The sequence below is a fragment of the Arthrobacter sp. Ha26 genome, from assembly GCF_059091705.1.
This window is the reverse complement of the sequence record NZ_JBNHGX010000001.1, coordinates 251,111-275,238: the sequence shown is the minus strand read 5'-3', so window position 1 is coordinate 275,238 and position 24,128 is coordinate 251,111. Positions and strand designations below refer to the sequence as shown.

General features: G+C 60.4%; 25 protein-coding genes. 4 read left to right on the top strand and 21 right to left on the bottom strand.

Annotated features, from left to right (window positions below; all coding sequences use genetic code 11):
- Positions 1-8: 8 nt before the first annotated feature.
- The 16 genes from AC5RVY_RS01210 to AC5RVY_RS01135 form a co-directional block, all read right to left on the bottom strand.
- A complete protein-coding gene (locus AC5RVY_RS01210; protein WP_493952896.1) occupies positions 9-1,505 on the bottom strand; it encodes a TadA family conjugal transfer-associated ATPase in 1,497 nt (498 codons plus the stop codon).
- Entirely contained in the window at positions 1,505-2,698 is a 1,194-nt protein-coding gene (locus tag AC5RVY_RS01205; protein WP_493952895.1) for a CpaE/TadZ family protein, read from the bottom strand. Before AC5RVY_RS01205 ends, AC5RVY_RS01210 begins: the two co-directional genes overlap by 1 nt.
- On the bottom strand, positions 2,695-3,450 hold the full coding sequence (gene cpaB / locus AC5RVY_RS01200) for a Flp pilus assembly protein CpaB (RefSeq protein WP_493952894.1): 756 nt from the start codon (positions 3,448-3,450) through the stop codon (positions 2,695-2,697). Before cpaB (AC5RVY_RS01200) ends, AC5RVY_RS01205 begins: the two co-directional genes overlap by 4 nt.
- Before the next feature lie 39 nt (positions 3,451-3,489).
- On the bottom strand, positions 3,490-4,530 hold the full coding sequence (locus tag AC5RVY_RS01195; protein ID WP_493952893.1) for a pilus assembly protein TadG-related protein: 1,041 nt from the start codon (positions 4,528-4,530) through the stop codon (positions 3,490-3,492).
- Positions 4,518-4,892: a TadE/TadG family type IV pilus assembly protein gene (locus AC5RVY_RS01190; protein ID WP_493952892.1), complete on the bottom strand. Its 375-nt coding sequence runs from the start codon at positions 4,890-4,892 to the stop codon at positions 4,518-4,520. Before AC5RVY_RS01190 ends, AC5RVY_RS01195 begins: the two co-directional genes overlap by 13 nt.
- 101 nt (positions 4,893-4,993) lie before the next feature.
- Complete coding sequence (locus tag AC5RVY_RS01185; protein ID WP_493952891.1) at positions 4,994-5,185, bottom strand: Flp family type IVb pilin; 192 nt, start codon at positions 5,183-5,185, stop codon at positions 4,994-4,996.
- A 247-nt stretch (positions 5,186-5,432) separates the two neighbouring features.
- Positions 5,433-6,341 carry a type II secretion system F family protein gene (locus tag AC5RVY_RS01180; protein ID WP_493952890.1) on the bottom strand — a complete coding sequence of 303 codons (909 nt, stop codon included), beginning with the start codon at positions 6,339-6,341 and terminating at the stop codon, positions 5,433-5,435.
- An 8-nt stretch (positions 6,342-6,349) separates the two neighbouring features.
- Complete coding sequence (locus AC5RVY_RS01175) at positions 6,350-7,291, bottom strand: type II secretion system F family protein (RefSeq protein ID WP_493952889.1); 942 nt, start codon at positions 7,289-7,291, stop codon at positions 6,350-6,352.
- Between the two features lie 2 nt (positions 7,292-7,293).
- Positions 7,294-8,724 (bottom strand): TadA family conjugal transfer-associated ATPase, encoded by a 1,431-nt coding sequence (locus tag AC5RVY_RS01170; RefSeq protein WP_493952888.1) that lies wholly within the window; start codon positions 8,722-8,724, stop codon positions 7,294-7,296.
- Complete coding sequence (locus tag AC5RVY_RS01165) at positions 8,721-9,917, bottom strand: CpaE/TadZ family protein (protein WP_493952887.1); 1,197 nt, start codon at positions 9,915-9,917, stop codon at positions 8,721-8,723. The genes AC5RVY_RS01170 and AC5RVY_RS01165 overlap by 4 nt, the downstream gene beginning before the upstream one ends.
- Positions 9,914-10,657: a Flp pilus assembly protein CpaB gene (gene cpaB, locus AC5RVY_RS01160; protein WP_493952886.1), complete on the bottom strand. Its 744-nt coding sequence runs from the start codon at positions 10,655-10,657 to the stop codon at positions 9,914-9,916. The genes AC5RVY_RS01165 and cpaB (AC5RVY_RS01160) overlap by 4 nt, the downstream gene beginning before the upstream one ends.
- Positions 10,658-10,677: 20 nt before the next feature.
- Entirely contained in the window at positions 10,678-11,697 is a 1,020-nt protein-coding gene (locus AC5RVY_RS01155) for a pilus assembly protein TadG-related protein (RefSeq protein ID WP_493952885.1), read from the bottom strand.
- On the bottom strand, positions 11,685-12,128 hold the full coding sequence (locus AC5RVY_RS01150; RefSeq protein WP_493952884.1) for a TadE/TadG family type IV pilus assembly protein: 444 nt from the start codon (positions 12,126-12,128) through the stop codon (positions 11,685-11,687). Before AC5RVY_RS01150 ends, AC5RVY_RS01155 begins: the two co-directional genes overlap by 13 nt.
- 184 nt (positions 12,129-12,312) lie before the next feature.
- The gene (locus AC5RVY_RS01145; RefSeq protein ID WP_493952883.1) at positions 12,313-12,504 is read right to left on the bottom strand and encodes a Flp family type IVb pilin; all 192 of its coding nucleotides are present in this window, start codon (positions 12,502-12,504) and stop codon (positions 12,313-12,315) included.
- A gap of 31 nt (positions 12,505-12,535) precedes the next feature.
- Positions 12,536-12,730 carry a Flp family type IVb pilin gene (locus AC5RVY_RS01140; RefSeq protein ID WP_493952882.1) on the bottom strand — a complete coding sequence of 65 codons (195 nt, stop codon included), beginning with the start codon at positions 12,728-12,730 and terminating at the stop codon, positions 12,536-12,538.
- Positions 12,731-12,996: 266 nt separating this feature from the next.
- Complete coding sequence (locus AC5RVY_RS01135; protein WP_493952881.1) at positions 12,997-13,650, bottom strand: prepilin peptidase; 654 nt, start codon at positions 13,648-13,650, stop codon at positions 12,997-12,999.
- A 304-nt stretch (positions 13,651-13,954) separates the two neighbouring features.
- Between AC5RVY_RS01135 and rplM the strand changes: the two genes are divergently transcribed.
- Together rplM and rpsI are read left to right on the top strand one after the other, a co-directional pair.
- The gene (gene rplM, locus AC5RVY_RS01130; RefSeq protein WP_015937805.1) at positions 13,955-14,398 is read left to right on the top strand and encodes a 50S ribosomal protein L13; all 444 of its coding nucleotides are present in this window, start codon (positions 13,955-13,957) and stop codon (positions 14,396-14,398) included.
- Positions 14,399-14,436: 38 nt separating this feature from the next.
- Positions 14,437-14,940, top strand: a complete 504-nt coding sequence (rpsI, locus tag AC5RVY_RS01125) for a 30S ribosomal protein S9 (RefSeq protein WP_050054349.1) — start codon at positions 14,437-14,439, stop codon at positions 14,938-14,940.
- A 159-nt stretch (positions 14,941-15,099) separates the two neighbouring features.
- Here rpsI and AC5RVY_RS01120 read toward each other — a convergent pair whose 3' ends face one another.
- Both AC5RVY_RS01120 and AC5RVY_RS01115 read right to left on the bottom strand, forming a co-directional pair.
- A complete protein-coding gene (locus AC5RVY_RS01120) occupies positions 15,100-16,812 on the bottom strand; it encodes an ArnT family glycosyltransferase (RefSeq protein WP_493952880.1) in 1,713 nt (570 codons plus the stop codon).
- 209 nt (positions 16,813-17,021) lie between these two features.
- Positions 17,022-18,260, bottom strand: a complete 1,239-nt coding sequence (locus tag AC5RVY_RS01115) for a glycosyltransferase (protein WP_493952879.1) — start codon at positions 18,258-18,260, stop codon at positions 17,022-17,024.
- An 89-nt stretch (positions 18,261-18,349) separates the two neighbouring features.
- On the opposite strand from AC5RVY_RS01115, the gene AC5RVY_RS01110 reads away from it, so the two are divergent.
- Positions 18,350-20,290, top strand: a complete 1,941-nt coding sequence (locus tag AC5RVY_RS01110; protein WP_493952878.1) for a DUF6541 family protein — start codon at positions 18,350-18,352, stop codon at positions 20,288-20,290.
- 37 nt (positions 20,291-20,327) lie between these two features.
- Positions 20,328-21,689 carry a phosphoglucosamine mutase gene (glmM, locus tag AC5RVY_RS01105; protein ID WP_493952877.1) on the top strand — a complete coding sequence of 454 codons (1,362 nt, stop codon included), beginning with the start codon at positions 20,328-20,330 and terminating at the stop codon, positions 21,687-21,689.
- 62 nt (positions 21,690-21,751) lie between these two features.
- Here the strand turns inward: glmM and mscL are convergent, their stop codons facing one another.
- Genes mscL through coaA form a run of 3 tightly spaced genes read right to left on the bottom strand, consistent with a single transcriptional unit; the run spans position 21,752 to position 24,026 of the window.
- Entirely contained in the window at positions 21,752-22,156 is a 405-nt protein-coding gene (gene mscL, locus AC5RVY_RS01100) for a large conductance mechanosensitive channel protein MscL (RefSeq protein WP_493952876.1), read from the bottom strand.
- Between the two features lie 23 nt (positions 22,157-22,179).
- Positions 22,180-23,055 carry a M15 family metallopeptidase gene (locus AC5RVY_RS01095; protein WP_493952875.1) on the bottom strand — a complete coding sequence of 292 codons (876 nt, stop codon included), beginning with the start codon at positions 23,053-23,055 and terminating at the stop codon, positions 22,180-22,182.
- 5 nt (positions 23,056-23,060) lie between these two features.
- Positions 23,061-24,026, bottom strand: coding sequence for a type I pantothenate kinase (coaA, locus tag AC5RVY_RS01090; protein ID WP_493952874.1), 966 nt, complete (start codon positions 24,024-24,026; stop codon positions 23,061-23,063).
- Between the last annotated feature and the right edge of the window lie 102 nt (positions 24,027-24,128).

Sequence of the window (24,128 nt, the reverse complement as noted above, 5' to 3'; positions counted from 1 at the left end):
GGCCGTGCCTATCTTCCGGGAATTTGGTGTGCGGGATTTTGGGGGCCGGCGAAGACGCCGGGGGAGACATGGATCCCGAGGTCCTCGAATCGGTCGATGAAGCGCGGCCGGATTCCAGTGGCAACGGGCTTGCCCAGGAAGCGGCCTTGGGCATCCACACCGGCGGAGTAATCGAACACAAAGGCGTCCTGGAGGGTCACGATGTCCCCTTCCATGCCCTGGACTTCGGTGACGTGGGTGATTCGGCGGGAGCCGTCGCGCAGCCGGGAGATCTGGACGATAAGGTTGACGGCGGAGGCAATTTGCTCGCGGATGGCCCGCAGCGGCAGGTCCATGCCGGCCATCAGCACCAGCGTCTCAAGTCGGGCAACGGCGTCGCGGGGCGAGTTGGAGTGCACGGTGGACAAGGAGCCGTCGTGGCCGGTGTTCATGGCCTGGAGCATGTCCAGCGATTCCCCGCCACGGACCTCACCCACCACGATCCGGTCCGGCCTCATACGCAGGGAGTTGCGCAGCAGCTCGCGGATGGTCACTTCGCCCTTCCCTTCGGTGTTCGGCGGCCTGCTTTCGAGACGGACCACGTGCTGCTGCTGGATCTGGAGTTCCACGGCGTCCTCGATGGTGACGATCCGTTCGTCGGACGGGAGGAAGGAGGACAGCACGTTGAGCAGGGTGGTCTTGCCGGTGCCGGTACCGCCGGAGACGATGATGTTGAGCTTGGCTTTGACGCAGGCGTTGAGCAGCTCGGCCATCTCCGGGGTCAGGGTTCCGAAGTCGATGAGGTTCTGGACCGTCAACGGTGTCTTGCTGAACTTTCGGATAGTCAGCGAGGAGCCGCCGACAGCCAGCGGCGGGATCACGGCGTTTACACGGGAGCCGTCCTCGAGCCGCGCGTCCACGAGAGGAGAGGACTCATCAATGCGGCGGCCCACTTTCGAGACGATGCGCTCGATGACCTTGCGCAGGTGCTCCTCGGAGCTGAAGCGGGATTCAGTGAGAGTGAGTTTGCCTTTGCGCTCCACGTAGATCTGGTCCATCCGGTTGACCATGATTTCCGTGACGGCGGGATCGTCCAGCAGGCGCTGGAGGGGGCCGTAGCCCAGCACGTCGTCCGCGACGTCGCGGACCAGCCGCGTGCGTTCCTCTGGAGAGAGGGGTACTTGCTCGGCGTCGATGATACGGGTCAGTTCCTCTTTGGCGGTGGCCCGGAGTTCCTGCTCGGTGACGGCTGCGTCGTTGAAGCGCGTTCCCATTCGCTCGAACAGAGCGGTGGCTGCCCTGTCCTTCATGGCTGCGAAGACATCCACCTTCGGTGAGGTGGGCACTGAGGGGGTGCCGGCGTCGTACGTTGGCGTGACGGGAGCCTGCTGGGCAGGAAGGTGCCGCACCCCGCCGTCTTGAGAGGGGGGCACGACGGCGGGACGCGGCGGCTCGAGCACGGCAACGTTGCTGCCGGTCGCCTGGGCGCGGTCCTGGACAGCGCTGATCCGTTCGGAGAGCTTCATCAGATGACCACCCTTCGGTGAAGTTTGCGCTGGGCCTGGGCACGCCATGCCGGGTTGAACCGTTCCACGAGCTGGCGGAGGCTTTTGACGGCGGGGTCCTTTTTGGATTCCTGCAGGACGGGGATGCCGCGGTTGGTGGACAGTGCCACGGCGCGGGACCGGGGGACGCTGACGTCCACGGGCGCGCCGATGGTGGATTCGACGTCGCGGACGTTCAGCCCGGCCTTGGGGTCCGCCATGTTCAGGACAACGTGGCGTGATTCGGGCATGATCTCGAGCTGGCGGAGCACCTCGAGGCCGGAGCGGAGGCCGCGCAGGCTGGGGATGTCCATGGCGCTGACCCAGACCACGTCGGTGCATTGCTCCATGGCGGCGAGACCGATTTCGGGCATGCCGGGGGCGGTGTCCAGAACCACGTACTGGAATTCGTGGGACAGCTGTTCAACCAGGCGGCTGACCTGTTCCGGGGTGATGTGGTCCGCATCCACCGGGTTGGGGGGAGCGCACAGAGCGTAAATGCCGGCCGGGTGCACGGTCAGGAAGGCCTTGAGGACCAGGGAGTCCTGGGCGGCTGCGGGCGTGACGGCATCGGTAACGGTGTGCTGCGGGTTGAGGTAGAGGCCAGATGCGACGTCGCCGAACTGGAGGTCCAGGTCAACGATGACGACGCTCATGGGCGCGATCTGCCCCAGGCCGATGGCGATATTCGTGGCCAGCGTGGTTTTGCCGACGCCGCCCTTGGGGGAGAAGACTCCGATCACCAGGCCCTTGCCGTTGGTTTCCTGGTTGCTTTCGGGGCCGCGGTGCCGGGTGGCGAAGGACTGGCAGGCCCGTTCAAGCAGCACCCGGATTTCTGCGGCGTCCGCCTGCGGGCTAAGGATGTCCCCGATGCCGGCGCGCATGGCGTTGAGGAGATGCGCGGGATCAACGTCGCTGACCAGCACCAGGCTGAGGCCTGGGACCTGGACGTCGAAGACCTTGGCGAAGCGCAGTGCTTCCTCGTAGGGCACGTCCGGTCCGATGATGAGGACTTCGGGCTGTTCCTGGTTGAGGAGGGCGAAGAGTTCGTGCGGGCCGGCCGGGAGGATGTCAGAAGCGATGGTCTGGACGGAGCCACGGAGGCCGTTGGCGACGGCGGCGCGCAGCTTCTGGTCAAAGTCTCCGTTGGGGGAGAGCAGGACGAAGCGGCTCACTTGTACACCGTGTCTTTCCTGGCGATAAAACCGCCGTTGTCTTGCGCGTCGAGGGGTTCCTTGGTGAGCCAAAGGTCGCCATTGTTGGACGAGTAGATGATCTTGGTGGCATCGATGTCGTTGACGGCGACGGTGACCATGAGCGAACCCTCCGGGAGAGTCGTATCCTGCGGATCGGTTCCGTCTGTCGGTTTGGCTGTGGCAGCCGGTTGTGGGGCACGCTGGATGGCGGTGACCAGGACTTTGCGGAGGGTGAGCTGGGTGGTGGCCTCACCAGTCTTGGCCTTGTCTGCGCCGGCGGTGAAGCTGAACCCGATGCCTATATGGTCACCGGCTTCGATTCGGCCACCCACGACGCGCTGCGGTTCGAGCTGGAAGGAGACTTCCTGCATGCCGGTGGGAACCTTCGCGCTGCCTTCTGCCTTGGCTTCATCGGGGGCGACAAGCCGCTCGGCCAGAAGCTGCTCCCCAGGCACCAAGTCAACCGAGGTGACGGTGCCCGCCTTGCTGTCGAGGCTGCTCAGAGCGGTTTCTGAAACGCCGGCGGCTGGCATTTTTTCCAAGACCAGCGAGCCGGCCATGTTATCGACGGGAGTACCGGCCGGTATGGCGGCCTTGACAACCAGGACGTCCTTGGGTTGCGTGGAAGCCAGTGCCCGTTGGTCGGCGCCCTGGGCGTAGAAGACGATGAGGAGGGCTCCCACAATCGCCAAAGCGACCGCGGCCGTTCCGGCGAGCAGGCGAGACTTCAATTTCAACTCCTGGATAAGGGGAAGTACTGGTTCTGGTTATCAAAGGACTGGGCGGGCGATCGTGGCGCCGTACGCGTCTACGGGCCCGAGTGTGTAGCCGTCGGCGAGGGAAACGTATTTGACGAATTTGCCGATGATGCCGCGGCACTCACCCTTGCACTCTGTCGCGGTGGTGACACCCGTCGTCGTCGACTTTTCAGCCTGATACTCGTAGGGCAGGCCGGTTCCACCGCTGAACTTCCAGCCAGTGACTTCGAAAGCCGCAAAGGACACCAGGCCATAGATGGCGCCGGAGCCGGTTCCAGTGACCTTGTTGAAGACCGGCAGGAGGACGACGATTTTCCGTCCCGCAATCATTTCGCTGGCCCAGCGGTTGAGTTCGGTTGAGCAGTTGCCCGGGGCGTTGTTGCCGGGGTCGCTGCCACCTTCGCTCACCGCGAGGTCGATGGTTCCTCCGCATACGCCGGAATCCTGGACCAGCCAGCCATAACCGCCCTCGACCGCTGCCCCGGACGGGCCGTAGTTGCAGTCGGCGTTTTGGTTCTTGCCGTGTTCCTGGAGGAGCTGAAGCGAGCCGCCGATGTTGTCCTTGACCTGGCAGACGGAGAATGCCAATGGAAAAGCGGTCCGGCCAGCCTTGGGACTTCCCCAGATGGCGGACGCGCGGGCTCCCACCTCCTTGGTGGGGATGCCCAGAACGTCTGCAAAGAAGAGGGAGACCGAGTTGTCTGCGCCCCCGGTTTCCTTGGCCGACGTGGTGACGCTGACCTTCCGGGCTGTCTTGTCCAGATCGATGTTGTAGACCTTGCTCATGCCGTCCAGGGCGTTCTGGTTTGCGAGGGTGGTGGCGAGTACCGAGGTAGTAGCGCAGTCTGCGTCTGCAGTATCTTTGGCGCACTTCTGAGCCAAGGCGATTGCTGACGCATCTGCACCATTCTGCAACTGGGCGCGTTCCGAGTAGATGACACCTATATCGACGGCGATCGCCGCGAAGCCGAGGAGGGCGACCAGGAGGATGGCCACAATGACAGTGATGGCACCACGTTCGTCCGATGCCTGGTCCTTGCTTAGCCGCCGCACAGCATGACCCCCTTGCCGGTCATCGGGAACGGCCCAGCGATACCAGTTATGGTCGAAAGGTTGTACTTGATGGTGAGCGTGACTTGGGCGCCGGTAGTGCATGCGTTGGTGCTCAGAGCGATGTCAGACGTGGTGATGGTTGTGCTGACCGACGCGGCGCCGGTCTTTGCCGCGGTTTTGGCGCCTGCTGGGTCGTTGGCTATTGCCATAACGCGGACGCCGTCACGGGCTGCGTTTGTGAGCGTGATCTGGGCGTTGTAGGCGCGGCCGAATTCGATCGTGCCCAGGACAAGTAGTAAGAGGAGGGGCAGCAGGATCGCGAATTCGACTGCGGCCGCGCCGCGCTCCGCATCGTGTGACACCTGCTGCTCCTCCTCTTTAGTGTTTCGTGTCTGCCCCTGTCGCGGAGGCGGTGCGGTTCCGATATGGGGTCCGGAACCGGCAAATGGGCGAACGCCGCAGGCTAGAGCTGGTTGTTGACCGTGTCGAAGAGACCGTCCAGCTTGGTGCCCAGCAGGTTGACGGCCACGATGATGACGACGGCAATGAGGCCAACCATGATGCCGTACTCAACAGCGGTTGCGCCCTTTTCGTTGTGGAGGCGGTTCTTGAGGTTGAAGCCGAGGGTCTGAAGGGTAGCGATAAGAGAAAGCATTTTGTACTCCTGAGCGAGTCGGATGGCTGGCCCTGCACCAGCTCTAGAACGAAGTTAGCAACGATTTGTACCCCGGAATCCGGATCTTGGGACATCCTGCGCGAAGGCTTTTCCGCCGGTACTTTTCCTGCGCTTTTGCTTGGTTTTTTCTGCGCTAACGCTGGGACTCCTAAGTGGGCGCACAAAGGGACCCCCTCGGTTCTGGGTGCCGAGGGGGTCCGGTCTATGGGGCGCTAAGCGGGAACTACTAAAAGGCGCCGGCGAAGTTCTTCATGACATTGATGGCGGCGGGGCCGATGATCACAATGAACAGGACGGGGAGGATGGAGAACATCAGAGGAAAGAGTACTTTGACAGGCAGTTTCATGGCCTTTTCTTCTGCCCGCTGCCGCCGTTTGATCCTCATTTGTTTAGCCTGAGTCTTGAGGACTTTGGCAATAGCAATCCCGTAAATGTCCGCTTGGACGACGGACCGGACAAAAGCCCGAAGGTCGGGCACATCGGTCCTCGTCGCGAGTGCCTCGTATGCTTCGCGCCGGCTCCGGCCGACTTGCATGTCTTGTAGAGTCCGCATGAGTTCGAAAGCCAGTGGACCTTTTCCATTCTGCCCGGCGCGGGCCATTGCAGTTTCGAAGCCTAAACCGGCTTCCACCGAAATGAGCATTTGGTCGAGGGTATTGGGCAATTCCAACTCGATGGCTTTCTGGCGTTCGGCTCCTCTTCCATGGACCAAAATGTCCGGGACGAAGTAGGCCAGGGACGCGGCCAAAAACACTAACAGCGAGGCGGAAGGCGTTACGTTCTTGCTGATGACCATGATTCCCACTGTTGCGACGAGAAGCGCGAGGGCGGGCTTTGCGATTAGCAATCGCGGGAGCGGGAGCTGAGCGGGGCGTCCTGCACGGGCCAATAGTTTGTCGAGCCACGCAACGTAACCCTTCGGTGTGACTCTCACGCCAAGAGGAATCGTCTGCTTGGAGTCAGCCAGCTCGGCAAGCGCCGCACCAGGCATCCCTCTGTCGATGAGGCGGATGCCTCTACCGAGGTTGCTGCGAACTGCAGCGAAGCCCCTCCTGTCTACAGAGAGAAACGACCACGCCAAGAAGGAAACCGGGAATACTATCAGGCCAACGATAAGCCATGCCATGGATGTCATTTCTCCTCCTAAAACTTGATCTTGACGACACGGCTAAGCCAGAACGACCCGACGACCAGGAGCACGACAGCTACTCCAAGCAAGATCCAGCCGATCGGATTCGTGTAGAGCGTCGCGATATAGGAGCTATTGACGACGGACATATACAGGAACATGCCGACTGGTAGAGCGACCAGGATGTATGCAGAAAGCCTGCCTTCGGCGCTGAGAGCCTTGACCTGACCTTTGATCTGGCTACGTTCCCGGATAGTTTCCCCGACCTGGTCGAGGACTTCCGCCAGGTCCCCACCGACTTCGCGATGGATTTCTATGGCCTGACCGACCCATTCAAAGTCTTCGCTGCGAAGTCTGTGGGCCGCGTCAAGCATCGAATCCCTGAGGTCGCGCCCCAGCCGGTTTTCATTGACCAGTCTGGCGAACTCTTCCGATGTAGGAGCCTCCGCCTCTTTGGACACGGCGTCCACAGACCGAAGGAGGCTGTGACCCGCGCGGAGACCGCCTGAGAGCATCTGAAGAGTATCGCCCAGCTGCGCCTCGAACTTGGCCCGGCGTCGGGATGAAAGCACATTCAAGACCAACATGGCCACGAAGGGTGTCGCCACGACAAGGAGAAGGGAAGGCAGAAGCCCCCCAAGAATGAGGCCAATGAAGCCTGCCGTAACTGCCGTGCAGGCAACGAGCAACAGGAAGTCTGCCTGGCGCATCTTCAGGCCTGCCTGTTCCAAGGAAGCCCTACTGCCGAACCGCGCATTCTTACTGATGTTTTTCTCCAAGTAGTTGGTAACCGAATCTGTCGCACGCGTGAGTAACGTGGGACCGCTAACTACCCCGGGACGTCGACGCGATACGGCAATCTCTCCGCGGACATCCTTGAAAGTGACAAGGAAGAGCACGGCGCCGGCTGCCAAGCAGAGGGCCACTCCAAAGGCCAGAAAGATAGGGTTAGTCACGGTCACCGGAAACCACCGCCAACTGGAGACGATCCGAATATGGCGGGGGAGAGGGGAATTCCAAGTTCAGCGAAGTGATCGACAAAGCGGGGCCGAACACCGGTCGCCACCGGCCGGCCCAAGAATTTCCCATGGGCATCGACACCTGCACTGTAGTCGAACACGAAGGCGTCTTGAAGCGTAACGATGTCCCCTTCCATTCCCTGGACTTCGGTTACATGGGTGATTCGTCGGGAGCCATCGCGGAGCCTCGAAATATGAATAATTAGGTTCACCGCTGAAGCAATCTGCTCCCGGATGGCGCGGAGCGGAAGATCCATGCCGGCCATAAGAACCAGAGTCTCGAGCCTGGAAATAGCGTCACGGGGGGAGTTGGCATGCACCGTGGAGATGGACCCGTCATGACCCGTATTCATCGCCTGCAACATATCCAGGGATTCGCCGCCGCGAACCTCACCGATAACAATCCGATCAGGCCTCATACGTAACGAGTTGCGCACCAAATCGCGGATGGTGATCTCACCTTTGCCCTCAATATTCTGTGGCCGGCTTTCCAACCGGACCACGTGCTCCTGCTGCAACTGCAGTTCTACAGCGTCTTCGATCGTGACAATGCGCTCATCAGACGGGAGGAAGGACGACAGCACGTTGAGCATGGTTGTCTTACCAGTGCCCGTACCTCCGGAAACAATAATGTTCAGACGCGCCCGAACACATGCATGGAGCAGCTCGGCAATCTCGGGAGACATTGATCCCAAGGCGATTAGGTCACTAACAGTCAGCGGTACCTGGCCAAACTTACGAATTGTGAGGGAAGACCCGTTCACGGCCAAAGGTGGAATGATCGCGTTGACGCGCGACCCATCGCTCAGCCGTGCATCGACGAGTGGCGAGGATTCGTCGATCCGCCGGCCTACCTTCGTCACGATTCGTTCGATAACTTTTCTAAGATGATCCTCATCGTTGAACCGGAATCCGCTGAGCCCGAGCTTCCCCTGGCGTTCGACGTAGATCTTGTCTGCGCCGTTGACCATGATCTCGTTGATGGCGTCGTCTTTGAGGAACTTTTCGAGTGGCCCAAGGCCCAGGACGTCGTCGATGATTTCCTGAACCAGCCGGTTACGCTCGGTAAGCGTGAGCGGGATGTCTTCTTCTTCGATGATCTTCTTCAGCTCGTCCTTAACGTACTGCTGCAGTTCGGCGTCATCGATTGAATTGTCTGTAATGCGGCTGCCCATACGTTCGTAGAGAGCAACGCCAGCGCGGTCTTTCACGGCGCTGAGCGCTTCGTTCGGTTCGATGGAATAGCTGGGCGTCGCTTCTGGCGCCGGTCTTGCGTTGGCGCTCCATGGTGCTGGGGATGCCGAAACGGTGGAACCGTCGGTATTCTCCGACTGTCCCCGAACTACTTCTAACCGCCGTGCCAGGTTCATTGGACTACCGCCCTTCGATGAAGCTTCTTGTGTTGTCTTTCCTTCCAATCTGGCTTGAGGCGATCCACCAATTGCGCCAGACCGCGTGCGGCGCCGTCTCGACTGCCATCCTGCAGTAGGGGCACGCCTTTATTGGTGGAAAATGGAACTGCACGGGAACGGGGAAGAACAACGTCGACCGGGCATCCAATCGTGGCTTCCACATCTTGAACCGATAGGCCGCTCCTGCGGTCGGCGAAGTTGAGGACAACGTGGCGGTTTTCTGGTATCAGGTTCAGCTCGTCGAGAATTCGGAATCCGGTGCGGAGACCCCTGATGCTCGGGATATCCATACCGCAAACCCAGACAGCGTCAGTGGCACGATCCAAAGTAGCCAGCACGTGCTCGCCCAAACCGGGGGCTGTATCGACAACGACGTACTGGAATTCACTGGCCAGCTGGGCGATGAGATGCCCAACCTGCTCGCCGCTGATCTGCTCGGCTTGGGCAGGGTTGTGGGGGGCACAAAGTGCGTAGACGCCTGACTGGTGCAACGTCAAGTACGACTTCAACACCATACTGTCCTGGACCGCTGCGCCGGTGACCGCATCAGCCAGCGTACGTTCCGGCTCCAGCATGAGGCCAGATGCCACATCCCCGAATTGGAGGTCCAGGTCAACTACCACGACACTGGTTGGCGCCATCTTGCCCAGCCCAACAGCCAGATTGGTGGTCACAGTTGTCTTGCCGACGCCGCCCTTTGGGGACATGACCGCGACAATGCGTGAGCCCGTCGGCGTCTCCGTCACGGACGCTCCCAATCCGCGCCGTCGTCCGGCAGAGGCCAGGCTGGCCCTTTCCAGCATTACGCGGATGTCCTCAACTGGAGCGTCGGGAGCTAGCAAGTCACGAATACCCGCTCGCATGGCGGGCAGGGCAATGTCGGATCCGCCGTCGGTAACCAGTACCACGCTGATTTCCGGGAATTGGAGATCAAAAAGACTGGCCAGCCGGATCGCGTCATCAATGGGAAGTCCAGGACCGAGGAGGACCACCTCGGCTGGATCTCCGCTGATGGCACGGAGGATGTCGTCCGGGCTCGGCGGCAAGTAGTCGGCTTGAAGCGTCTGAAGACTCCCGTGCAAGCCGTTAGTGGCCTGCTTGGTCCTCTGCGCAAAAGTGTTGTCAGGTGTTACCACCACGAACCTGGTCATTTGATCAGTTCTGCCTTCTTGATAATAGTCGGAGCGCTTTCAGTAGCTGATGTCGGTTCCTTCGTGAGCCACAGCTTTCCAAACTCGGCGGCGAAAGCGATTTTGGACGCGTCCAAATCGGTCCGCGCGAATGTGATCAGGAGTTGGCCGCTCGGCAGCTGTGTGTTTGCCTGTTCCGCAGAGGCTGCCTGGCTGCCCCCCGAACCTTGAGTGGCGGCGCGCTGAACGCTGGTAATCAGCACCTTGTGGAAGACCTGCTGTGCTGTTCCGCCATCCGTACTGTCGCCGGCAAACAATGCGATGACGCCGACTGTGTCACCTGCAGCAATTCGTCCACCCACAACGCGCTGCGCATCCAGCTGGACTGAGATCTCCTGCATACCGTCGGGGACAGGGACAGAGCCCGGGGCGGCCAAGCTTGTCGGATCAACCAAGCGGACCCCAAGAAGAGGTTCGCCCGGGACCAGATCAGCAGAAGTCACTTTCCCGTCCAGGCCGTCCAGGTTTTTCAGCGCACCGTTGGGTACCGACGCGGACGGGAGAGAGGTGAGTTTCACCGCAGACCTGATTTGGTCCAGTGTCGAACCCTGTGGAATCTGCTTTTCCACCACCAAAACGTCAATGGGTTGCAGATCTGCTTGGGCTCTGGCTTCAGAACCTTGGACGTATGAGATGAGAAGCAGTGTGCCGACTACAGCGAGCACTAGCGCGACGATGCCTCCCAGAAGGCGAGTTTTCAATTTATCCCCTAAGTTGGTTCCTATTTGGTGAGTGAGACACTGTCTGTCCCGAAATCCAACCCGCCGCTGCCTCCTGCAGAGGTGCTGTATTCGACGAATTGGCCGATGATGCAGCGGTCATTTCCACTCGAACAGGCCAGATTGGCGTTCATGCCAGGGTCCGTCGAACTGTCGCGGAATTCGTATGAGCCTGAGGCATTTCCGAAATGCCAGCCCAAGATGTTGAACGTTGCATACCCGACGATGTGGAATACGCCCGTATTCCCAGTGCCGGAGGCTGTATCAAAGATGGGAAATGTACTCTTTACCGTCCCACCAGCGAGTAACGTGTCCTTCCAGCCCTGCAGGATAGTCGCGCAAGTCGTGGGCGGATTGTTGCCAGGGTTGCTTGTGGTGAAGTTTCCCACCGAAGTAACGGCTGTGCAGGGATCTGTTGCTGTGTCATCCAGCCATCCCCATCCGCCGGGAATAGTGTGACCAGAGGCGTTCGTGCAGGATGGCGTTCCAGGCTTCCACGTGATCTTCTGGACGTCACCGCCTGTCGGCGTTGCCGGCCCCAAATTCCAGCAACTCTGCGAGAATGCAAGCGGGAATCCTTTGCCGCTGCTTGGGTGACCCCACTTTGCGCGGGCAGAAGCCCGGATGTCAGCTGTCTGAATGCCGAGGGCACGTGCGAATTGCAAAGAGAAGTGGTTGCTGCCGCCGTCAGCCGTCTGCGACTGAATTGTGACGTCCACGGTACCTGCGGTGGCATCCGCCACAGCGCTGAACACGTTGCTGTGGCCATCGACAGCATTGCCGTTTGCGTATCCCAATGCGGCTGAGGACTGATCGGCGGCGCAAAGAGTGGCCGCTTTCGAACACTGGTTCGCAATCGCCAGGGCAGAGGCATCTGCGCCATTTTGAAGTTGCGCGCTCTCCGAATACATAGTGGCGACGTCAACTGCAAATGCTGCCATGCCGAGGAGCACGACCATGATGAGTGCAGTCATCGGTGCAACGACACCGCGTTCTGATTTTCTTGATTTCATCCGTTGCATCGCATTACACCTTTTCCTTGAACACTAAGTCCGGCCGGCATACCAGGAATCAGGTTTGGAAAGCCGGTCATCCATGTAGTCGTGTAGCTGACGTTGACGGACACATCATTGCCCTCGGCGCAGCTGCCCGTTCCCGTGTAGGCGATCGCGATATTTGCATTGGTGAGAGCTACGGAGGGAGCTGCCGCCACTCCGGCCGCCTGGGCGTTCGAGTGGGTGTAGGACGCATCAGAACAGTGGACCGCGGCATAACGGGATGCCTGGCGAGCGGCTTCACTCAGCGACACTTGGATATTGAACGCTCGCCCCATCTCCGCGATGCCCAGGACAAGCGCCAAAAAGATCGGCAGAATTAACGCAAACTCGACAGCAACAGCGCCTGTCTCCCTCATACCCCGAGGGCGCGGTATCCGCTTAGCAAGGGACTTCATGATGATGACCGGATTCTAAAAGGGCCGGACGACGGTCCGGCGGGACAGTTATTGGTGTCTATTCGTTGATCACCGGGACAGGCTGGGCGTGCCGAGAAACGGAAAGCCCAAGGCGGCGACAGGCACGGGGGCAAGTTGCCCAAACGCCCGCCACCGTCCCTGGGCTTCCAGAATTCGGCTTGCTTTACAGCTGTCCTGAAACCGTGTTGAACGCGGTGTTGATCTGAGTGCCGAGTGTTGCAACAACCACGATGATCACTGCAGCGATCAGAGCAACCAGGAGACCGTACTCAACGGCCGTTGCTCCCCTTTCTGATGCAAAGCGATCTTTCACGCCGGCAACCAGAGCTAGAACTGAGATCATAAGCGCTGACATTTCTTTCTCCTCCGTTAGTGGATCGTTGCCGTCAGAGCTTGCCGGAGATTGTGTTGAACGCGGTGTTGATCTGCGTGCCGAGGGTGGCGACGACCACTACGATCACTGCCGCAATGAGTGCCACCAGGAGACCGTACTCGACGGCGGTAGCGCCCTTTTCTTCCCGGGTGAAGCGGTCCTTTACGCCGGCGATGAAAGCAGTCATTGAGACCATGATAGAAGTCATTGTAGTTTCCTTAATTCGGTGAAATGGGTGTCTTTTGATTTCAACGAATTTCCAGCTGCCCCCATAATTCCTTAGCGGCTGGACTTCGCTAAGAAGAGATTGTCATTTCACCGCATGAGCAACAATGCGTAGTGGTACTCGACTTTTTTAGGCAGACCCGGAGGTACGTACCCGAAACTATGGGCCGGTACTCAGGTGGGCGACCCCCGCCTCTCAGGTACTACTTGCCCCGTGTGGAGGGGGTCGTCCGATTTCGGACTTCAGTGCTAGACCAGTAGCAGTGCCACCGCGGCAGTTGCGGCAAACATAGATGGCCCATGAGCCACCTCCATCGCTTTACCCCGGCCTTTCAGGGCCACCACGAGGAGGGTGACGCAGCCGTTGAGGATGAAGCCCACGAGTCCGCCATAAAGCAGCTGGCTCCAACCTAAGTACCCAAGGTAGAGGCCGAGGGGCGCTGCAAGCTTCACATCCCCCATGCCGATGCCCCCGGGGGAAATTAGCGCCAGAATAAGGTAGCCAGCAAACATGATGACGGCTCCGAGCAATGCTCGCAGGAGGTTGCCAGGTTGCTTATCGATTAGTCCCGGCATTAAAAGCAGTAGAAATCCACCCACAAGCAGCAACAATATGAGTGGGTTGGGCAGCAAGTGCAGTGCGATGTCAATCCGGGATAGTTGAATTCCCAGTATTGCCAAGAATATAAATGCGGGCAGGATAAAACCCGTTCCCAGCCGCAAACTAAAGACGACGCAAGCGAAGCTGGTAAGAATCGCCATCGCTGTTCGAACGGGAAGGGCTGGCAGTGCACCCAGCCGTGGAAGGCTCCTGGCGATGAGAAACTCGGCAAGGGGGGATAAGGCAAAGCCAAGTATGCCTGCGTAGACGGCCAGGAGCCACCCGGAACCGTCATTACCCATTGCAAACACTGTGACCCCCTGCGTCCGTCATGCCGGCAAGCGCTGTGGCGGCGCCCGGCTACCCCATTTTGACCCTGAACCCCTTAACGCGCTAATCTTGGTAGTCGTTGTGCGTGTCCTATTCCGATGGTGCGTGCCCGCTTGAGAATCCGGTTGCAGGATGACTACTCAACGTGCACATTCGGAACCTCAGGATGACTGGTTACATAGAGCCCTCACCTCTGTTCCGGTAGCGCGCAGACAGTAGGTGCACGAGCTAGTGACACCTAAACAAGAACGCCAGAACAAGAACGAGGCAAACACCGTGCGTACGTACACCCCGAAGCCCGGCGATATCAACCGCCAGTGGCACGTCATTGACGCCACAGACGTTGTCCTTGGTCGTCTTGCAAGCCAGACCGCAATCCTGCTGCGCGGCAAGCACAAGGCCACCTTTGCATCCCACATGGACATGGGCGACTTCGTCATCATCATCAACGCTGAAAAGGTAGCCCTCACCGGTGCCAAACTGGAGCAGAAGCGCGCATACCGCCACTCCGGCTACCCGGGCGGCCTGACCTCCGTCAACTATGCGGAACTGCTGGAATCCAACCCGGTCCGCGCCGTGGAGAAGGCCATCAAGGGCATGCTCCCGAAGAACTCCCTTGCTGCACAGCAGCTGGGCAAGCTGAAGGTGTACCGCGGTGCAGAGCACCCGCACGCCGCCCAGCAGCCGAAGACTTTCGAAATCACCCAGGTCGCCCAGTAGTCCTGGCCACCAAACAACTTATCTATACAAGGAGAATCGTGGCTCAGAACGAAGAGACCACCGAGGCCGTCGAGGCCGAGGAAACCCTGACCAGCTACACCTCTGAAAGCTCAGCTGCCGAAGCTGCGCCCAAGAAGGAGCGCCCGGCACTGACCGTTGCCGGTGCTGCAGTTGGCCGCCGCAAGGAAGCCGTTGCACGCGTTCGCGTGGTTCCCGGCTCCGGCAAGTGGACCATCAACGGCCGTGCGCTGGATAACTACTTCCCGAACAAGCTGCACCAGCAGGACGTCAACGAGCCCTTCAAGATCCTTGATCTGGAAGGCGCCTACGACGTTATCGCCCGCATTCACGGTGGCGGCATCTCCGGCCAGGCCGGCGCCCTGCGCCTCGGCATCGCCCGTTCGCTGAACGAGATCGATGTCGAGAACAACCGCGCCACGCTGAAGAAGGCCGGTTACCTGTCCCGTGACGCCCGTGTCATCGAGCGTAAGAAGGCCGGTCTCAAGAAGGCCCGTAAGGCTCAGCAGTACTCCAAGCGCTAAATCCGCTTGCACGAATAGCCCGTCCCGCCATTGGTGGGGCGGGCTTTTCTGTTGCCTCGCTCCCTGTGGTGACCCGACTATTGCCGAATCGCATGAGTCCCAATGATGTAGCTGCGGCCACAGCTAATAGGAATGGATCAGCAGGCGCCAGTACGATGCTTACGGGCGGAACGCGTAATACTGAGCGCTTCCGATCTGCTCCGCGGGAAAATTAGTCGTCACCCAGTCGACGATCTTCGCTGACTCGCCACGTCCGTCGAGCGTCAATGGAGGCAGTTCCTCGATCACAAACGATGCCACTTTGCCTTCGTACACCATGGCCTGGAACTCTTCCAACGTCGGGAAAGGGTCTGTGCCATCAAAACCGCCGACAGGCAGCACGGATTGCCCGCTCTCTAGTTGATAGTTTGCGGCGGTCTCGGATCCCACCATGGCGGCTGACCACTGTGCCGGGGCTGGAGTAGCCCGCAGCCGGGTGACCACCTCATCCTCCGGAATTTCGCCGAACATGACCGCGATGAAGCTCGGCGGAACGTCAGAACCCACTTGCTTCCGATCAGGATGGTCTGTCCTGATGCCCAGAATGCTGGGCCCCGCCACAACACCTGCGCCGGCATGTGGGCTCATTACGGTGTTGACCGACCACAATGTCGGGCCGAGCATGAGCGCCACTGCGAGGACTCCCGTGGAGACGGGTCGCAGGATCTGCGCGGGTGGAGGAAGAAGCTGCAGCGCGATTGCGACTGACCATAGCCCCAGTGCAACGGGAGGGCCTCCTGGGAAATCAGCTGTTGACCGAGCCGCGGTGACAAAGCCCAGGACCATCGTCACGAGCAAAGTGCCAGCAAGTGCCAATCGGACGGAACGGCGGTCCCGCAGCTGGTAGAAGTGCATCAGTGCTATCGCTGCAAGGCAGCTCAGTGGGGGGACAAGGGTTAGGGAGTAGTAAGGGTGGACGATCCCCGACATGAAGGCAAGCACGGTAGCTGCAGTAAGGAACCACACTGCAGAAAGTACGAGGAACGCCCGGTACTGTCTACTGCCGCTGTGGCGCTTTAGGTGCCATATCGCAAGCAGAAGCCCTGCGGTAGCCAGGGGCAGGAACCAGCCGAATTGGCCCGAAAATTGTGGCTGGAGAAAGCGTTGGAATCCCGGATCAAGTTTTTCTGCAAGATCGGCCGCACTCGGAGACATGGTTCGGCTGGCGTCCTCACCGGTGAGTCTATCCAAACCGTTGTATCCGAGTGTCAGCTCCACTGCGCTGTTGAAGCGGGAACCTCCCACGAAGGGCCGGGTGGCAGGGGGCGTCATCTGCACCACGACGAACCACCAACCGCCTGCAACGGCTGCTGCCAACAGCGCACCTAGGAGGTGCAGCAGGCGCTTAACTATCGGAACGCTGGCAAACATGAGGTAGGAGGCAGCAATGGCCGGCAATAGCAAGGCTATTTGAAGTTGTTTCGTTAGGAGCGCCGCGCCCGTGAGCAAACCGGCCAGCAACAGCCACCGGACCCGCCCCCGGCGGACTGACTCCAACGCCCCGTAGGCAGCGCCGATCATCAGCAAGGTGAGCAGTGCATCGGGATTGTTGTAGCGGAACATCACCGTGGCCACTGGGGTTATGGCCAGAGCCGCAGCGGCAAGGAAGCCAGCACCGGGGCTGACATAGGTCTGAACCATCCGGAAGAGCAGATACACGCTGGCTACACCCATCAGGGCCTGGGGAACCAGGATGCTCCACGGACTGAGGCCAAATGCCCAAACAGAAACAGACATCACCCAAAGGCTGAGCGGAGGTTTGTCCACGCTAATTGCGTTTCCGGGATCGGAAGACGAAAAGAAGAACGCCGTCCAATCCTGCGAGCCCGCCATTGCTGCAGCAGAGTAGTACGAATTTGCCCAACCGTTGCGGTCCAAGCCCCACAGGTACAGGAGGGCTGTTAGAGCCAAGAGTGCACATAGGGCCAAGCGTTCCGTCTTCTGTCCAGGAAGAATCCTTCGCCGCTGTGCCTGGAGTGGCGGCGCAGGTATTACTTCTGCTGAAGCCTCGGGAACATCCATCGGGCTGCCGGTCGCTGCCTTCAAGCGGCCCTGGCCAATTTAACGCTTGACGGTATCGTTTGCGCGCCGCTCCCGGAATTGCGAACTCGGAAGACCCAGATGCGCAGGAGTACAAACCGCATCAGCGTGGCAAGGATATTGGCGCCGGTAAGGGTCACGAGCTCCATCGTGGATGAAGAATTAGGAGTAATCGTATGCAACGCCAAAAGCGACGACGATGTGATCGACCAGGCCAATGCAAATACAACAAGGCCTTGGAATTGCTGTGTGAAGAGCTTTTCCGGGCCGTTAATGCCGAACGTAAAACGCCGGTTCGCAGCTGTGTTGCCGACAGCGGTTAGAAGGAGAGCTAGGAAGTTGGCCTGTTGAGCCCCGAAAGGCCCTTGAAACAGTAGAAACAGCAAAGCGAAGGCCATAGTCGATATGCCGCCGACCATCCCGAACCGAATAACCTGGCCAAAGAAGCTTGGTCGCGACGGGGTAACTATCGGCCGTCGGCCGAGCTCAGCGTAAATTGCTTGAACGGGAACCGAGCCTCGAACCAAGGATCCGGCGACACGGACCAATCCGCGAATGTCGTCGATGGCGGTCTGCCGGATGTCCACCGTGCTGTCGGGGTCGTCCACCCAATCCACCGGAATTTCGTGAATTCGCAGGCCTGAGCGTTCTGCGATGATCAGTAGTTCCGTGTCAAAGAACCATCCGTTGTCTTCGACATGGGGGAGCAGCGTTCTGGCGACGTCGGCGCGGATGGCCTTGAATCCGCACTGTGCGTCTGAGAAGTGGACCTGCATGGTGCGCTTCAGTAAAAAGTTGTAAGACCGCGAAATAAACTCTCGCTTGGGGCCCCGGCTGACTCGAGAACTTTGTCCCAGCCTGGTGCCGATGGAGATATCTGAGTGACCTGATAACAGCGGAGCCACCAATGGCAGCAGGGCTGCCAGATCAGTCGAAAGGTCCACGTCCAAATATGCCAAGACTTCGGCCTCTGACGCGCTCCACGCGTCTCGAAGAGCATGCCCGCGCCCCTTGATCTCCAAACGCCGGTACTCGACGTTAGGTATGGTCTCAGCCAGCCGAGTGGCAATAAGACCGGTGCTGTCTGTGCTGGCATTGTCGGCGATGGTAATCCGCCACGACGCTGGCATTTCCAGTTTCAAGTAATTCGCGAGCTCTGTGATGCTCTTTTCGAGTACTGATTCCTCATTGAAAACCGGTACAACAATTTCAAGCGCCAGGCCCCCATGGCTAGGTTTCATGCTGTGTATGCTATAGACGCGTGCGGACGACCCGCCAGCGTTGAGCGGGATCTTGGGCAATTACTGAGGGAAAACTTGGGGAATCCTTGATGGAGTGGTTTTTTGCACTGCCAAGCCTTGCAGGCGCAGTCGCCGTAGTCATGATGCCAGGGTTGCTCTTGGGGTGGGCACTTGGGCTCCGGCACGTGTGGTTGGTTTCATTGGCGCCCGTCCTGACGGCAGCACTTGTTGCCGTATCCACGCTGGCCTGTTGGTGGTTAGGGATCCCCTGGAATATCGGCGTTTTTAGTGTTGCCTCGGTGATAATAGCGGGGGTCCTCCTCGTTGTGGTCCATTTGATAAGCAAACGGTGGCCGGCAGGTTTAGTTTGGAGACCGGAGGGGCAAACCGCGGGCACCGCATACTGGATCGCGCTTTTGACGGGCGGGCTAATCCTGACATTTCGTTACGCCCAGATTGTCGAGCGCCCTGGCAACATCAATCAGGGCATCGATACACCGTTCCATCTGAACTTCGTTCAGCAAATCCTCGATTCCGGCGATGGCTCGCCGTTCTCCGTTCAGGAATTAATGGGAGAGTCATCCGGGTTTTACCCCCAGATCTGGCATGCGTTGGCAGCGTTGACCGCGCAGGTGACATCGTTGCCCGTCGTTCCGGCTGCGAATGCCCTCAATTTCGCCGTCGTAGCCGTCGCCTGGCCACTCGGCGTACTCCTTTTCGTCCATATGGTTGTTGGGCCGAAGCTTATTGCCCTACTGACTGCTGCAGTTGCAAGCGGGGGATTCTTTTCCTTCCCGTTCACAGTCATGCAAAGCCAGAAGAGTGATTTTGGGCCGCTCTTCCCCTATTTGCTGATGGTGACCTTCTTGCCGCCGCTGATTTCGGTGTTGGCGGCGGTATTAAAGTTTGGCAAGATAACACCGATGCCATGGCCGTTGGCCACGGTTACGCTGGCCACCGGGCTTTCCGGCCTTGTTTGCACACACATGTCTGGCCTGGTGGCTTTCGTCGGGCTGACATCCTTCTTCGCCGCGATGGCTGCAGTACGCTCGTTCGCGGAACTGCGCCGACGCCGGTCAGAGCCATTTGGATACCTGCAGTGGATGGCTCTTTGGACTAGCGTGTTTGCGGCCGGTCTCATGATTTGGGCTGCTGTCCGTCCTTGGACCACGACTTGGGATCCGATTGATTCCCTGTCCGCCGCGGCGGGGAGCGTGTTTTTGACTGCACCAACCCACGGTGAAGTCGCATGGGCACTCGCCGCACTGACCTTGGCAGGAACCGTCCTTCTGATACTTAGACCTACAGATCGATGGTTTCTGGCATCCTACGCAGGAGCAGTTGCGCTCTACCTCGTCGCTGCCGTGGTTCCAATCCCAGTTGTGCGAGAGATTATTATCGGGGCCTGGTACGGCGACCCGCCGCGGCTTGCGGCACTCCTGCCTATGTTCTGGGCGGTATTTGGCGGCGCAGCAGGTGCACAAATCTTTGAGAGTTTGTCACGTTACCGGGCCAAATGGATTTTTCCGGTCGGCTTAGCTGCATTAGCCGCTTCTTTCGTCGTTTGGCCAACAAACTCGGAGACGAACCCAGGCCGCGAACGTACTTACTCCATGGCTGAAGGTTCTCCGCTCTTGAGCCCTAGCGAACTCAAGTTGCTGGACAGACTCACTGCCCATGTGCCGAAGGACGCGGTCATCGCCAATAACCCTTGGGACGGCAGTTCCACGGTCTATGCCATCGCTGGTCGGCGAGTACTCTTTGCGCATGCGTATACGGGCTCCAATGCGGATCGGCTCCTCGTCGCCAATGAGTTGAACCAAGGCCGGCCCGACTCCGAGGTCTGCAAGGCTGCAAAAAGGCAAAATGTGCAGTTCCTCCTTGATTTCGGCGGGCATTACATGGATCCAAAACGTAAGGAAGTGAATGACTTCCCTGGCCTGAAGGTTCCCGACGGTTCATCCGCCTTTATAAAGGTTGACCAGGAGGGTGACGCCACACTGTACAGGTTTGTCGGATGTGACGCCTAGATGCAGCTCGCTTTGCCCCATCCTCTAGACTTGACCGGTGTCTAGATTATTTGGAACTGACGGTGTCCGGGGCCTTGCGAACGGCCTGTTGACTGCGGAGCTGGCGATGCAGCTGGCCCAGGCGGCCGCCGTCGTACTCGGCCATGACCGCAACTCCAACGGCTCCCGGCCGCGGGCCGTGGTGGCGCGTGACCCGCGCGCGAGCGGTGAGTTCATCGCCGCGGCGGTGGAGGCCGGGCTCTCCAGCTCCGGTGTTGACGTCTACGACGCCGGCGTCCTCCCCACTCCCGCGGCGGCTTACCTTGTGGCCGACCTGGACGCCGATTTCGGCGTCATGATCTCCGCCTCGCACAACCCGGCGCCGGACAACGGCATCAAGTTCTTCGCCCGCGGCGGCCAGAAGCTCCCCGACGACGTCGAAGACGCCATCGAGGCGCAGATGTCCAAGGAAGCAGTCCGCCCGGTGGGCGCCGACGTCGGACGCATCCAGCGCTTCTCTGACGCAGAAGACCGCTACATCGTCCACCTCCTGCGCACCCTCCCGCACAACCTCGAAGGCCTCACTGTGGTCCTGGACTGCGCCCACGGCGCCGCCAGCGGGTGCTCACCGCAGGTCTTCAAGGACGCCGGCGCGGACGTCATCGTTATCGGAGCCGACCCGGACGGCCACAACATCAACGACGGCGTCGGCTCCACGCACCTGGGCCCCCTGAAGGAGGCCGTGGTCAAGTACCACGCTGACCTTGGCATTGCCCACGACGGCGACGCCGACCGCTGCCTCGCAGTGGACCACGAAGGCAACGAAGTGGACGGTGACCAGATCATGGCCATCCTCGCCGTCGCCCTGAAAGCATCAGGCAAGCTGAAGGACGACGTCCTCGTAGCCACGGTCATGAGCAACCTTGGCCTTAAGATTGCCCTCCGCAACGCCGGCATCAGCATCCGCGAAACAGCGGTGGGGGACCGGTACGTCCTGGAGGAAATGCGCGACGGCGGCTTCAACCTTGGCGGTGAACAGTCCGGCCACGTCATCTTCGCCGACTACGCCACTACCGGTGACGGCGTGCTCACCGGGCTCCAGCTCGCCGCCCAGATAGCCCTCACCGGGAAGCCGCTCAAGGAGCTGGCCACGGTCATGACCAAGCTTCCGCAGGTCCTCATCAACGTAAAGGGCGTGGACCGGGCCGGAGTCAAGAGTAACGAGGTCCTCGCCCAGGCCGTTGCTGCGGCCGAGGCCGCCCTGGGCGACACCGGCCGCGTGCTGCTCCGCCCGTCCGGCACCGAACCCGTGGTGCGCGTGATGGTGGAGGCGGCCGACGAAGAGACCGCGCAGTCCATTGCGGAACACCTCGCTCAGGTGGTCCGCGCCGAGCTGGCCCTGGAACTGGTCAGCGAGTAGGACCCAAAGTAAAGCGGCCCGCTTCCGTCCGGAGGCGGGCCGCTGGGTTTAAGCACAAAGTATTAGGGCGTGCGTTCTTTGAGCGCGTCGCGGATCTCCGTCAGGAGCGCGATCTGGGGATCCTCGGCGGAGACTTCCTTCACTTCCTGGTTGATCCCCAGCCGGCGGTTTCGCCGCTCGATCATTAGGTTCATCGGCATCACCACGACGAAGTAGATGGCCGCCGAGATCAACAGGAAATTCACGATGGCCGTCAGCAGGACGCCGAACTCGATGGCGTTACCGTTGAGCTCGACCTTGGCGAAACTGTCGAAGTTGGGGGAGCCCACGATCGCGGCAACAAAGGGCATCAGCACCTTGTTCACCAGCGCCGTGACCACGGCGCCGAAGGCGGTACCAATCACGACGGCGACGGCAAGGTCAACAACGTTGCCTTTCATAATGAAGTTTTTGAATCCAGTCAGCATAGGAACCAAACTAGCCCATTGCACTACGGATACCCCGGTGCGGCCTCCACGCCGAAGTACTCCTCCAGCGTGTTGATGCCGCGGTTGGCCATGTCGGTCGCGGCCTCCACCCCGATGTACCGCAGGTGCCACGGCTCGTAGTAATACCCGGTGATGGTGTGGAACATCCACGGATACCGCACCACAAACCCGAACCGGTGCCCGTTCGCCTTCGCCCACACCGCAGCGGGCTGGTCCGCGAAGCACGGCTGGAAACTGCACGCGCCCCCGCCGTCGGCTATGTCGAACGCCCAGCCCGTCTGGTGTTCCGAGTATCCGGGCCGCGCACTCGCCGTGTCGGCATCCGCCTGGCCGCGCGAGGCAACGTACCCGTTGTAGGTGGCCACCTGCGTCGTATAGGAGCGGTAGCCGCTCGCCAGGACCATGGCTACGCCGTCCTGCGCGGCCGCGGCAAACATCGCTTCGGCTGCGGCCGCCGTCGTCCTGTTCAGCAGCGCTGCCTCGCCGGCTGCGGTGGCGGCCACGGCCGGCTGTACCAAATCAGCGGGAGCGTAATCCGCAGGCGCCAACGGCCGGTGCTTGTTCACTACCAGCCACGGACTGGCCGGATCCGTGAGGGAGAACTGCCGCGCCAAAGTCGCGGACGGCGACGGCGTGGGGGACGGTTCAGGAGGCGGGGGAGCGGCGGTGGTGCCCTCCGCCGTCGTGCCGGCTGAGGAAGCGGCAGGCGACGGTGACGCAGACGCGGAGGCCGACGACGGCGCTACCGCCTCAGGTGCCGCCGGCGTGCAAGCAGCCAGCACAGTCAGTCCTGCCCCCGCTGCGAGGAAGCGGGCAAAGCTGCGCCGGCTGGTCGTGGTTCCTGCCAGCGCGGAAGCGGGAGCGCAGTCGTAGCACACCTGTGCTAAACCTTCCGGAGCAGCATGCGGCGGATGGAATGGTCCGCCTCTTTGGTGAGCACCAGCTGGGCCCGCCCGCGCGTGGGCAGGACATTTTCCTCCAGGTTTGGCTCGTTGATGCGCTTCCAGATGTCCCGCGCGGTGCTCTCGGCTTCTTCGTCCGAGAGGCTCGCATACCGGTGGAAGTAGGATTCCGGCTGGGCGAACGCCGTGCTGCGCAGCTTGCGGAACCTGTCCACGTACCACTCTTCGATGTAGGACGTCTTGGCATCCACGTAGATGGAGAAGTCGAAGAAGTCGCTCAGCGCCAGCCCCTGCTTGCCGTCATGCCGGGGGCGCGCAGGTGCCAGGACGTTGAGCCCTTCCACGATGAGTACGTCCGGGCGGCGGACCACCACCTGTTTGCCCGGAACGATGTCGTAGGTGACGTGCGAGTACCAGGGGGCGCGCACTTCCTCGGCGCCGCTCTTGATTTCGCTCACAAAACGCAGCAGGGCCCGGCGATCGTAGGACTCCGGGAAACCCTTGCGCTCCAGCAGCTGCCGCCGCTTCAACTCCGCCAGCGGGTACAGGAAACCATCCGTGGTGATGAGTTCAACGTTCGGGGTGCCGGGCCAGCGCCGCAGCATTTCGCGGAGCACGCGGGCAATGGTGGACTTGCCCACGGCCACGGATCCCGCCACGCCGATGACAAAAGGGGTGCGCTGGGTCTGCTCGCCCAGGAAAGTGGTGGTGGCGGCGTGCAGCTGGCCTGCGGCCTCGACATACAGGTGCAGGAGCCTGGACAGGGGGAGGTAGACCTCCCGGACTTCCTTCAGGTCCAGGGGGTCGCCGAGGCCGCGGAGACGGAAGATGTCCTCCTCGTTAAGAGGCTGTTCCATCTCGTCTGCGAGCCGGGACCAGGTCTGCCGGTCCAGCTCAACGAACGGGGAGACACCTTCGCCGTTCGCGTCGTTGCGTTGCACAGTCACTTTAGAGATTCTGCCCCCAGCCCGGCCGAGAGCGAAATGCGTGTGCGCTGGACACACTTGAGTAACGCAACAGAAGTCGGCCCCTGCAGAGCGTCCCGGTTT

Coding starts and splice junctions, on each gene's coding strand:
- AC5RVY_RS01165 (WP_493952887.1), bottom strand. CDS start 9,917: ATGACCAGGTTCGTGGTGGTAACACCTGACAACACTTTTGCGCAGAGG.
- AC5RVY_RS01110 (WP_493952878.1), top strand. CDS start 18,350: ATGGAGTGGTTTTTTGCACTGCCAAGCCTTGCAGGCGCAGTCGCCGTA.
- AC5RVY_RS01155 (WP_493952885.1), bottom strand. CDS start 11,697: ATGCAACGGATGAAATCAAGAAAATCAGAACGCGGTGTCGTTGCACCG.
- AC5RVY_RS01140 (WP_493952882.1), bottom strand. CDS start 12,730: ATGACTTCTATCATGGTCTCAATGACTGCTTTCATCGCCGGCGTAAAG.
- AC5RVY_RS01170 (WP_493952888.1), bottom strand. CDS start 8,724: ATGAACCTGGCACGGCGGTTAGAAGTAGTTCGGGGACAGTCGGAGAAT.
- AC5RVY_RS01210 (WP_493952896.1), bottom strand. CDS start 1,505: ATGAAGCTCTCCGAACGGATCAGCGCTGTCCAGGACCGCGCCCAGGCG.
- AC5RVY_RS01185 (WP_493952891.1), bottom strand. CDS start 5,185: ATGCTTTCTCTTATCGCTACCCTTCAGACCCTCGGCTTCAACCTCAAG.
- mscL (WP_493952876.1), bottom strand. CDS start 22,156: ATGCTGACTGGATTCAAAAACTTCATTATGAAAGGCAACGTTGTTGAC.
- AC5RVY_RS01135 (WP_493952881.1), bottom strand. CDS start 13,650: ATGGGTAATGACGGTTCCGGGTGGCTCCTGGCCGTCTACGCAGGCATA.
- AC5RVY_RS01145 (WP_493952883.1), bottom strand. CDS start 12,504: ATGTCAGCGCTTATGATCTCAGTTCTAGCTCTGGTTGCCGGCGTGAAA.
- AC5RVY_RS01150 (WP_493952884.1), bottom strand. CDS start 12,128: ATGAAGTCCCTTGCTAAGCGGATACCGCGCCCTCGGGGTATGAGGGAG.
- AC5RVY_RS01180 (WP_493952890.1), bottom strand. CDS start 6,341: ATGACATCCATGGCATGGCTTATCGTTGGCCTGATAGTATTCCCGGTT.
- AC5RVY_RS01115 (WP_493952879.1), bottom strand. CDS start 18,260: ATGAAACCTAGCCATGGGGGCCTGGCGCTTGAAATTGTTGTACCGGTT.
- AC5RVY_RS01120 (WP_493952880.1), bottom strand. CDS start 16,812: ATGGCGGGCTCGCAGGATTGGACGGCGTTCTTCTTTTCGTCTTCCGAT.